The organism is Chitinophaga sp. 01L420 (assembly GCF_056399985.1).
This window is the reverse complement of record NZ_JBFTSK010000086.1, coordinates 1-12168: the sequence shown is the minus strand read 5'-3', so window position 1 is coordinate 12168 and position 12168 is coordinate 1. Positions and strand designations below refer to the sequence as shown.

General features: G+C 46.2%; 5 protein-coding genes. 2 read left to right on the top strand and 3 right to left on the bottom strand.

What is annotated here, in order from left to right; genetic code table 11:
* Both AC1DP6_RS35495 and AC1DP6_RS35490 read left to right on the top strand, forming a co-directional pair.
* Positions 1-398, top strand: a 398-nt coding sequence (locus tag AC1DP6_RS35495; RefSeq protein WP_477059139.1) for a hypothetical protein, incomplete at its 5' end; no start/stop codon positions are given.
* 35 nt (positions 399-433) lie between these two features.
* Positions 434-2017 (top strand): S41 family peptidase, encoded by a 1584-nt coding sequence (locus AC1DP6_RS35490; RefSeq protein ID WP_477059138.1) that lies wholly within the window; start codon positions 434-436, stop codon positions 2015-2017.
* Positions 2018-2071: 54 nt separating this feature from the next.
* On the opposite strand, the gene AC1DP6_RS35485 is transcribed toward AC1DP6_RS35490, so the two are convergent.
* From AC1DP6_RS35485 to AC1DP6_RS35475, 3 genes are all read right to left on the bottom strand, one after another.
* The gene (locus AC1DP6_RS35485; protein WP_477059137.1) at positions 2072-4315 is read right to left on the bottom strand and encodes a glycoside hydrolase family 20 protein; all 2244 of its coding nucleotides are present in this window, start codon (positions 4313-4315) and stop codon (positions 2072-2074) included.
* Positions 4316-4320: 5 nt separating this feature from the next.
* Positions 4321-4614: a hypothetical protein gene (locus AC1DP6_RS35480; protein ID WP_477059136.1), complete on the bottom strand. Its 294-nt coding sequence runs from the start codon at positions 4612-4614 to the stop codon at positions 4321-4323.
* A gap of 148 nt (positions 4615-4762) precedes the next feature.
* Positions 4763-12168 (bottom strand): gliding motility-associated C-terminal domain-containing protein (locus tag AC1DP6_RS35475; protein WP_477059135.1); only part of this gene is annotated, 7406 nt, incomplete at its 5' end.

Sequence of the window (12168 nt, the reverse complement as noted above, 5' to 3'; positions counted from 1 at the left end):
TACCAGAAGCCTCCCGGGCACTGATTGCCGGAGAACTGAAAAAACAGATCCTGGCTAATCTGAAAGAAATAAAGGTCGATGGGTTTGATAGTATTCCCAATGGCAATATTCCGGTGCATAATACGTTTGGTATTCAATCAGCGGCTTCTTATGAGGCTTCCGGTAACCTGGTTTGTGAATTGGCTATTCCATTGAAAACACTGGGGATGACAGCGGTTGCTGATAAACCCATTGCTTACCATTTTAAGGTGAATGCGATGAAGAGAGAGGATAAAAAGGAATTGGAGGCCAAGCGTGCCAAAGGGCAACAAGCACCAATGCCGGGTGAATACGCCGACCATTTCGCCTTGTATTATTCCGCAGACTTCTGGACCAGACAAACACTGGCTACTCACTAGTTTGCATACTACTGAAATCTGTCTTAACCGTTTTTATGTATAACAAATTGTTTTCTACGGGAACTAAAGCCATGCTGGCCGGAGCTTTTTGTGCCGGCATTTTCATGTCTTGTCATAAAGACAATACGAGCCCAACGCCGCCTACTCCGGTGGATACCACGCAGCTCACAACCGCACAAGCGGAAGACTCACTCAAGTACCTGATGTACCAGATTATGCAGGTAACCTATGGTGATGGTGGACGCACCCTGTCAAGCGGCCTGCCTACCTACTTCTGGTATTCATCCGTACCCAAGCTGGATCCGTTTAGCGCCAGCTACCCGAACGCTGATACACTGCTCGCTGTAATGAAAAGGTATGCCGTCAACACGGCTACTGCTGCACCATATGACCACTATAGTTTCCTGGACAGGAATGGCACACTGACCAATAAACTCATGAATGGTATTTCCGCCAGCACTTTTGCAGCTACCACCAGCGATTTTGGGCTGGAGTATGCTCCTGTGCTGGTATCTTCCGGCAGCAACCAGGTACGCATTTTTGTATTGTATGCAGATAAAAATAGCCCGGCAGGCAAGGCTGGGATCGACAGAGGCTGTGAAATTACGTCTGTTAACGGAACTACTTCTTTTACCAATACCAATTCTTCGTTACAGTTTGTATACAACGCTATCATGGGATCTACTTCCACGGTAACATTGGGAATAACCAGGGCGGATAAGACAACGTTTACGACTACACTCAATCCGGTAGCGTATAGTATCAACCCCGTATTGTTTGATACCGTATATACTGCAGCGAATAATACAAAAGTAGGTTACTTTGGTCTTTATACTTTTGCCAGCGTATTCAACGATAAAGGACAGGCTACTTATACCAAAACAGCCCTTGACCAGGCGTTTACCAAATTTGTAGCCAGCGGCATTAAAAACCTGATTGTAGATTTACGGTATAATGGAGGAGGAGCTACTACTACCGCAGAATACCTGGATAGCGCCATTGCCCCCGCATCTGCAGCTGGTAAAACCATGTACACTTACAAGTACAATGATAAGATCATGCAAAACCTGGCCGCTACAGGACTAACGGAAACGGTTAAGTTCCCGGGAAGAACCGGTGGACTGGCACTGGATAATGTATTTTTTATCACCAGTGGTAATACAGCCTCTGCTAGCGAACTGACACTCAATAATCTCAAGCCTTATGTGAAAGTTTTGCTCGTTGGTGAGAAGACATACGGCAAGCCGGTTGGATTCATTGATTTTAATATCTCTGCCTATAATCATTCAGGCACAGTAAAGTACCTGGCTGATCTTTATGCCATTAACTTTGCCACGCACAATGCCAATGGATCAGGAGATTATTATACAGGTATTGATGTAGATAAAGCGGCTGTTGATTATGTTAACGTTCCCTGGGGCGCTACCGCTAATGACGATAATCTGAAGAAGATAATGGGTTATATTAATACCGGTGCCTTCCCAACAGCGAGAGCAGCACAATTGAATACAGAAACCGTGAATGGATTGCGCACCGCTATTCCGAACGGTAGGCCACTCAATAATTTCAATGGGATGGTAGATTACAGGTTAAGTAAGGAAATGTCAAAATTGAAATAATCATATATACGTAGCTGTTAGTGTATCTTTACACTAACAGCTACGCATTCAATATTAGTAAATAATAATTTCATCTGCGAACATAAACCCGTGTTGTTCGTTCTTTGCGTGAACCCTGATATACCGCGCCTTCTGACCACTCCCGTCAAATTTAAACTCTTTAAAAACAAGTGTGGAAATACTGAGAGGAACGTCATTGTTTACCTGCTTCAGCGGCCGGAAAGTTTTCCCATCATCACTGATCGATACTTCTACAAAGGATGGCATGTATACGCCAGGACCCGTCAGCTGCATAAATGTAACGGCTAAACGATGCAGGTTTGTTTCCTGTTCCATATCTACTGTCACGTCCATATCCCCCTCAAATCCTTGCCACTGGCCATCCCCATAAGTAAGAGAGCCGCGGTAACCATTTACCAGAGTAGCGGCTGCCTGAGCAGGATATTTTTTACTGTAAGGAACATTATAGCTCACGTTTTTACCAATAGCTACGTGATCATCCAATTGAAGGAAAGCTGGCTTTCCTTGAAGCTGACCGTCTTTGAAAATAGCGGCGGTGACAGGAGCAGAACCAGCAACCACAAACGGACTGGTATACAAAGCAGACTGGTTGTTTGGCATACTGCTATCCAGCGTATAGCGGATCTGCGGCTGGTATTGTTCTGAACGGAATGAAATAACAGTCCGGTGATGTGCGGCATCTATATCCGGATGAATGGTGACGCTATGAGAGGGCCGATAATAATTTACGTTTAGCCGCTGGAGTAAGAGATAGTGCGATTGTAACCGTTGCTGGAAATCAGACAGGTTTTTATGTGCTGTATCTGACCATACCACTTCCGACAAAGCCAGCAAACGTGGATAGGTCATGTATTCCAGGTGATAGGAGGTGGGTATGTATTCGGTCCAGATATTGGCTTGTGCGCCCAGAACATGTTTGGATGCAGCTGCATCCAGTTCTTTCGGAACGGGCTCATAACTGTATACTTTATCGAGTGTAAGATATCCGCCGATTGCCTCAGGTTGGGTGGCCGGGTCGGCCTGATAACTGTCAAAGTAACAATATGCACCAGGTGTCATGATTACATCATGGCCATCTTTTGCGGCCGCAATACCGCCGCTTTCTCCACGCCATGACATCACGGTAGCTTCCGGAGCGAGGCCACCCTCCAGTATTTCATCCCATCCCAGCAGTTTGCGTTTATGCGCGATGAGAAATTTTTCTATGCGCCTGATGGCATAACTCTGCAGTTCATTTTCATCCTTCAGTTTTTCGTTGCGGATGCGTTGCTGACATTTAGGACAGCTCTTCCAGGCTTTTTTATCTGCTTCATCACCACCAATATGAATATAGGGAGATGGGAAAATATCCATTACTTCTGTTAATACATTTTCCAGAAAAGTGAAGGTAGTATCATTACCCAGGCATAGCTCTGAGTTTTTATAAGGTACGCCGGAGCAGGACAGCTGCGGATATACCGCCAGTACTTCTTCTGAATGGCCGGGCATTTCTATTTCCGGAATAACAGTTATGCCCCGCTGTGCTGCATACCCTACTATTTCCCGCGCCTCTGCCTGGGTATAATAACCACCATAGGCATTAGGATCACCTTCCTGCGAATACCGGCGGCCTTTGGTCCACCAGTCTTTCCAGTTAGCGTAATTACGCCAGGCGGCAACTTTCGTCAGTTCAGGATAGCGTTTTATTTCAAGTCTCCATCCGGCGCCATCTGTCAGGTGCCAGTGAAAAGTGTTCATCTTATATAATGCCATCAGATCTATGAAGCGTTTGATATAAGTGGCAGGAAAGAAATTTCGTGACACATCCAGGTGAACACCGCGATAGCCAAAGCGGGGATGGTCCGTTATCTCAGCGCAGGGCAGGGTAGTCTGATCCGGTTGCAGCAGCCGTAACTGTAGTAGCGACTGCATACCATTGATGGCGCCTGTTTGGGTACGTGCAAAAATCGTTACATAGTCCGGCGAAATGTTCAGTTGGTATCCGGCTGAATCTGGAATAAGGGATTTATCTGCTGCGGTAAATACAACACTATGCAACGGTACCATTTTCATCAACGCCAGCTGTGGTTCAGGAAGATGGGCCGTTTCTGCAAAGAGAGCAGCTACACCGGAAAAGACGCGTGCAGTAAAAACATGCGTTTGCGGGGAAATGGCAAAAGTACCTTTTTGTGCAGTGACCGATGCGGGCCTTGGAATCAAATCGAGATTGCCGGCAGACTGRCTATGGGCGGATAGCCCAAAGCCAATGGCCAGTAAAAATAAGGAGCTATGTTTCATCAATTTTATTTTGACCCCAGTTTACGGATCATATCTTCTGACATGTCTTCTGAATAAACACCATACCCATACATTAATATGCCTTTGGTGCCTGATTTTGTTTCGATGGCATATACCACTGCTTCATCACCCGGATCAGTGTCTCCTTCAAAACGATAGGTCTCTGTAATTTCAAAGTCTTGTGGATGCACCTTCGTATCCGTGGTATGTATACTGTCAAAAAGAAGATTGAAATCAGCCGTGTATCCACGTTTGCGCAGATCTTCCATTGCAGCTGTTACGGTGTCATAAACTTTCATATTGATCATGATTGCTGGTGAGTAAATTCCATTTGCATCGCTACTAAGTTAATAAAAAAGGTGAGATTCAGTTAATAGCAAAAAGCACAAAGCAAAAGGCAGATCACCTTTTGCTTTGTGCTTTTTGTTTTATGTCTGTTGACCGGTGTTAGCGGACTACAGTTACTTCACCTTTGAGAACGTTGGAAGTTCCTCCGGCTACTTTTTTGTAGTTAAGCCACCATACGTAGGTGCCTACATCTACCGGAACGCCTTTGTATTTACCATCCCATCCTTTATGATCATCGGAAGTCATAAAGATTAATTCACCCCAGCGGTTAAAGATTCGCAGTTCGTAGTCGAACATTTGTCCTCTTACTATTGGTCTGAACACATCGTTACGTCCGTCGCCATTTGGAGAGAAGGCATTTGGTACTTGTGGTTTTGGTTCACATTGTACAAAGTCTACCGTGATATCATCAGTAGCGGTGCCGCAATCGTTGAACACCGTTACTGTATAAGTACCTCCGTTCGTCACAGGCAGTGTAGGAGCGGAAGAACCGTTATCCCAGCRTACTCCGGTGATTCCACCGCCYTCAGCGTGAAGGGTCAGTGTTTCACCTTTACACATTACGGTATCTCTACCCAGATTAATAACTGGTAAACCGGTGATTCTTACGGTTACACTGTCCATGAATACACGTTGACAGTATCTATCCATCACTGCCAGTTTGTATTTGCCGGCCTGTGTTATTTGTTTAACCGGTTTAGGATCGCCATCATTCCAGAGGTAGGAGATTGCATCAGGATTAGTACCATCCAGTGTGATGCTGCCACCAGGACAAATATTCCTGTCTGGTCCCAGATCCAGTGTGATAGATGGTTTCAGTCTTACGTTTACAGTATCTCTTACCACACAATTGTCTCTGCTTACTGCCACCCAGTAACCACCAGGTTGATTCACCACGATAGAGTTGCTGGTTTCGCCTGTCTGCCATTTGATACGGCCGCCATTTGAATTAACAGTGAGCATGATAGACTGATCAGGGCAGATCGATGTATCGCGACTCAGGCTGATATCTGGTGGAGGATTCACACTCACTTTCACGGTATCGATAGTGATACATCCGGACTTCATCACTTTCACCCAGAATTCTTCCTGTGTACCTACCAGTATGGAAGAAGCAGTAGAACCGTTGCTCCAGAGGTATTGTGCACCATTTACATAAGCATCCAGTTTCACAGACTGACCGCGACAGATGGTCGTGTCAGGGATATCTACCAGTGGTGTTGGTACCAGGCTTACATGAATGGTGTCTGTGGTAGCACATTCACCGTTGCTTACATTTACCCAGTAAGTACCAGCCTGATTGATATTGATCCTTTGCGTGGTTGCGCCGGTAGACCATTTAATCTGGTAAGCGAAGTTAGCAGGTCCTGCATCCAGTACCAGGCTGTTGCCACCACATATTGTGGTATCGTTGCCCAGGTTCACCATTGGTTTCTGAATGTAGGTCAGGTTGTAAGTCATCGTATCAGAAGAACAACCGGTTCTGCCATCTGTTATAATGAATGATGCAGAAGTAGCGCCATTCAGGTTGAACACATTATTGCTTTGTGTCAGCGGTAAACCTGTTACTACGTTGGAAGGTGTTACACTTACCAGGGTGTAGGTAGGCAGGTATACGTTGCCCACTTTACGTAATGCTATTCTTCCGTTGTCAGAGCAGTTGGAAGGCAAGGTAGCTTCCAGCTGTGGTTTAGGACAAGGGTTGATGATTACACGTTGGATCACATCATCGGCTTTATTGCCACAGGCATCCATGATACTCCATCTTCTTACAATCGTATAGCCGTTACAGATATCTGCTACAAATGGATCTTCCGTATAGATAGCTCTTTTCGGGAAGGTATTATCGCAATTGTCTGTAGCCGTCAGCACCGGAGGTGCCGGGATTTTATCCTGACAGAAGATCACTACATCTGCCGGAGCAGGCATGATCACAGGTTTGGTGGTATCTTTCACCGTTACTACCTGTGTTGCAGTAGTGGTATTACCGCAGGCATCTTTCGCAATCCATGTTCTGATGATACGGTAGTTACCGGCACAATCATCAGGTGTTCTTTCTGTTGTGACGCGGCGGCTTACCGTCAGGCCATTTCCGATAGTGCTACAGTTGTCAGTAACCTGAACATCTATAGCAGGAGCAGGGATGTTGTCGCAGCTCACGGTAGTATCTGCAGGAGGTCTCACGGTGAATACCGGTTTAGTGGTATCCTGTACGGTGATGATCTGCTGCATGGTTGATTTGTTACCGCAATCATCTGTAACTGTCCAGGTGCGTGTTTCCTGGTAATTGCCGGCACAGTTGCCTGGTAATTTCACCGTTTTAGTACTGGTGAATACCTGTACAGTAGCGGTACAATTGTCAGTGGCGGTAATTACCGGCCATGCTGGAACCTTATCGCAATCTACTACGGTGTCTTTCGGAGCAGGCATGCTGAATACCGGTTTGGTGGTATCCTGCACTTTGATGATCTGTTGTACTGCACTTGCATTTCCACATTCATCAAAGGCGGTCCATTTCCTGTAGATCAGGTAGTTGTTGCTGCAATTTGCCTGGTTACGAACCACGGAGTCTTTCGGTACTACTGTAATTACACCAGGTGTACAGTTATCACCTGCGGTGAGATTGAATCCTGCAGGTACCTTGTCGCAATCTACTGTTGTATCAGCAGGAGTGGTCACATTGAATACCGGGGCAGTCATATCTTTCACCGTGATTACCTGTTTCAGGGTAATGCCAGTGTTACACTCGTCTTTCGCAGTCCAGGTACGTATCAGCAGATAGTTGTTAGTACAGTTGCCTGGAATATCCTGGCGAACCTCTACCACTGGTATGATGATTTCACCTGCGCAGTCGTCGTTTGCTTTCAGGTCTGTTTTAGCAGGCACCTTGTCACAATCAACCGTGATATCGGCAGGAGCAGGGGTAGTAAATACCGGTGCTTTTGTATCCTTTATCGTGATCGTCTGCGAAGCGCTTACCGACAATCCGCATCTGTCTGTTGCCGTCCAGGTACGGGTGATGGTGCTAAGACAAGGAGAAGTCACTACGGTCACATCATTGTGAGTAACGGTGAGTGCTTCATTATTATAAGGTGCGTGACTGAACACCGGATCTCCGAAGAGTGTGGTGTAGTCTTTACCTTTTTCACATTCTGTAGTGATAGCAGGAGGAGTGAAGGTAACAATCGGACTGATAGTTACTACGGTGATCTTCACTGCATTGCTGATGTTGTTGATACAAGCACCAGATGCTACCACTCTTCTGTACCAGGTATTGACAGACAGAACACCAGGCTGGTAAGTATCTCCGGTTGCCCCGTTAATATTGGTAAACGGTCCGGTAGCACCAGTGGTACTTTGTTGCCATTGGTAAGTATAGGTACCATTACCACCACTCAGAGCAATACCGCGTATCGCCATTGGCATTTCTGTCAAACAAACGGTCTGATCATCGCGGATGGTATTACCAAGTATTGGTTTGCGGTTGATCAGTGTTACACTTGAGCTGGAAGCATCACAAACGCCGTTGCTTACTACCCAGGTCAGTTGTGCTGTTTCGCCTGCAGGAACGGTGATGGTTGCATCTTTTTGGTTAATGTCACTGATGTTGATTAACGCAGCGTTGTTGCTGGTAACAATCCAGGTACCTTTTGCACCTGCCACACCAGGATCACTGGCATTCATTTTAAAGGTAGCATCATCGCAATGTTCCTGGTCGGGTCCTGCGTTGGCAGCTACCGGTAAGCGGTAGTTAATGAGTGTAACATCGTCCCAGGTAGCACTACATACACCGTTGGTTACTGTCCAGCGTAAGGTAACAGTGTCACCCACGTTTACATTTACCGCAGAAGTAGGACTATTGATAGACTTGATCACTGCATTCCCTTTAATAATAGACCAGAAGCCTCTTGCACTTGGAACAGACAGTGGAGTAGCGGCCATGGTGAAATCTCCGGTGTTATTACACATTTCAATATCTGCACCGGCGTTAGCATCATCTGCTTTCTTGTAATTAATCAGTGTTACAATGCTGCTGCTGCTTGTACAAGTACCATTTGTAACGGTCCATTTCAATATAACGGTGTCGCCTATAGGAACAGTTACACTGGTAAACGGATCATTTGGTGATTTGATGATGGCAGCGCCAGGGATACGACTGATATCTTCCCAAACACCTTTCGCACTGCCTGATCCAGGTTGACTTGCTTTCATTACAAAGTCGGCAGTAGTATTACATTTTTCCTGGTCAGGACCAGCGTTTGCTGTAATGGCTGCTTTGTAATTGATGATAGTCACTCTGCTGAAAGTGGTATCGCATACACCGTTGGCAATCGCCCACTGGAGTACAGCGGTATCACCTACAGGCACAGTTACTGCAGTTGTCGGACTATTTGGTGATTTAATAGTGGCATTTCCGCGGAGGATAGTCCAGATGCCTTTTGCAGTTGGTACACCCGGGTTATTTGCCTGCATGATAAAGTCAGCTGTATTGTTACAGATTCTTTGATCAGGGCCGGCGTTTGCCTGGTTAGCGGTTGCGTAGTTGGTCAGCAACACGGTATCGGTAGTAGCTGCGCAGGTACCGTTGGAGATGGTCCATACCAGCGTAGCAGTATGCCCGGCCAGTACTTTCACCTTCGTGTTGTTTAAAGTGGTATCAGTGATGGTCACCCAGGTCGGATTACCTACCGCTGTCCAGGTACCTTTAGCACCATATTCAGAAGGCTTGTTAGCGGCCATGGTGAATATAGAGTCATTACAATGTTCCTGGTCAATGTTTGCATTCGCAATAGCCGGTACGTCGTAGTTAGTCAGTAACACGGTGTCGGTAGTAGCGGCACAGGTACCGTTAGAGATGGTCCATACCAATGTAGCAGTATGACCAGCCAGTACTTTCACCTGTGTATTATTTAAAGTACTATCGGTGATTTTTACCCATGATGGTTTATTTAATACAGACCACACGCCTTTAGCACCGTATTCAGCAGGCTTATTGGCAGCCATGGTGAACATAGAGTCGTTACAATGTTTCTGGTCAGGGCCTGCAATGGCAACCGCCGGTACATCGTAGTTCGTCAGTAATACGGTATCAGTAGTGGCGGCACAAGTACCGTTAGAGATGGTCCATACCATCGTAGCGGTATGGCCAGCCAGTACTTTCACCTGGGTAGTGTTTAAAGTGGTATCGGTGATTTTTACCCAAGATGGTTTGTTTAATACAGACCATACACCTTTGGCGCCATATTCAGTAGGCTTGTTAGCAGCCATGGTGAACATAGAGTCGTTACAATGTTTCTGATCAGGGCCTGCAATGGCAACCGCCGGTACATCGTAGTTAGTCAATAACACGGTGTCGGTAGTAGCGGCGCAGGTGCCGTTGGAGATAGTCCATACCAGTGTAGCGGTATGACCAGCCAATACTTTCACCTGGGTATTATTTAAAGTACTATCGGTGATCTTCACCCATGATGGTTTGTTTAATACAGACCACACGCCTTTAGTACCATATTCAGTAGGCTTGTTGGCAGCCATGGTGAATATAGAGTCGTTACAATGTTTCTGATCACTGTTGGCATTTGCGATAGCAGGGATGTCATAGTTAGTCAGCAGCACKGTATCGGTAGTAGCAGCGCAGGTACCGTTAGAGATGGTCCATACCAGTGTAGCAGTATGACCWGCSAGTACTTTAACCTTGGTAGTGTTTAAAGTGGTATCTGTAATAGTTACCCATGTAGGTTTACCTACCGCAGACCAGGTGCCTTTAGCGCCATATTCAGTCGGCTTGTTAGCGGCCATAGTGAAGATGGAGTCGTTACAATGTTTCTGATCCACATTTGCTTTCGCAACTGCAGGAACATCGTAGTTAGTCAGCAACACGGTGTCGGTAGTAGCGGCACAAGTACCGTTAGAGATAGTCCATACCAGTGTAGCAGTATGCCCAGCCAGTACTTTAACTTTTGTGGTATTTAAAGTGGTATCTGTAATAGTTACCCATGTTGGTTTTCCTACCGCAGACCAGGTGCCTTTGGCGCCATATTCAGTCGGCTTGTTAGCCGCCATGGTGAAGATGGAGTCGTTACAATGTTTCTGATCACTGTTGGCATTTGCAATAGCAGGGATGTCGTAGTTAGTCAGCAGCACCGTATCGGTAGTAGCGGCACAAGTACCGTTAGAGATGGTCCATACCAGTGTAGCAGTATGCCCCGCCAGTACTTTAACTTTTGTAGTATTTAAAGTGGTATCTGTAATAGTTACCCATGTAGGTTTACCTACTGCGGTCCATGTACCTTTGGCGCCATATTCAGTAGGCTTGTTAGCTGCCATGATGAAGATGGAATCGTTACAATGTTTCTGATCCACATTTGCTTTCGCAATAGCAGGTACATCATAATTGGTCAGTAACACGGTATCGGTAGTAGCGGCACAAGTACCGTTAGAGATGGTCCATACCAGTGTAGCAGTATGTCCAGCCAGTACCCTAACGCGGGTCGTGTTTAAAGTGGTGTCTGTAATGGTCGCCCACGTTGGTTTRCCTACCACAGACCAGGTGCCTTTGGCTCCATATTCAGTAGGCTTGTTAGCGGCCGTGATGAACATAGAATCATTACAATGTTTCTGGTCAGGGCCTGCGATGGCAACAGCCGGTACATCATAATTCGTCAGCTGCACGGTGTCGGTAGTAGCAGCGCAGGTACCGTTAGAGATGGTCCATACCAGTGTAGCAGTATGACCYGCSAGTACTTTAACCTTGGTAGTATTTAAAGTGGTATCTGTAATAGTTACCCATGTAGGTTTACCTACCGCAGACCAGATGCCTTTGGCCCCATATTCAGTCGGCTTGTTAGCGGCCATAGTGAAGATAGAGTCATTACAATGTAACTGATCAACGTTTGCTTTCGCAACAGCCGGAACATCGTAGTTAGTCAGCAACACGGTGTCGGTAGTAGCAGCACAGGTACCGTTAGAGATAGTCCATACCAGTGTAGCAGTATGACCAGCCAGTACTTTAACTTTTGTAGTATTTAAAGTGGTATCAGTAACAGTCACCCATGTAGGTTTACCTACCACAGACCAGGTGCCTTTAGCGCCATATTCAGTCGGCTTGTTAGCGGCCATGGTGAATATAGAGTCGTTACAATGTTTCTGATCCACGTTTGCTTTCGCAACAGCAGGAACATCATAGTTAGTCAGCAGCACGGTGTCGGTAGTAGCRGCRCAGGTACCGTTAGAGATRGTCCATACCAGTGTAGCAGTATGMCCYGCSAGTACTTTAACYTTKGTAGTATTTAAAGTGGTATCAGTAACAGTCACCCATGTAGGTTTACCTACCACAGACCAGGTGCCTTTAGCACCATATTCAGTAGGCTTGTTAGCAGCCATAGTGAAGATGGAGTCATTACAATGTAACTGATCAATGTTTGCTTTCGCAACAGCCGGAACATCGTAGTTAGTCAGCAACACGGTGTCGGTAGTAGCGGCACAGGTACCGTTAGAGATAGTCCATA

Coding starts and splice junctions, on each gene's coding strand:
- AC1DP6_RS35480 (WP_477059136.1), bottom strand. CDS start 4,614: ATGAAAGTTTATGACACCGTAACAGCTGCAATGGAAGATCTGCGCAAA.
- AC1DP6_RS35490 (WP_477059138.1), top strand. CDS start 434: ATGTATAACAAATTGTTTTCTACGGGAACTAAAGCCATGCTGGCCGGA.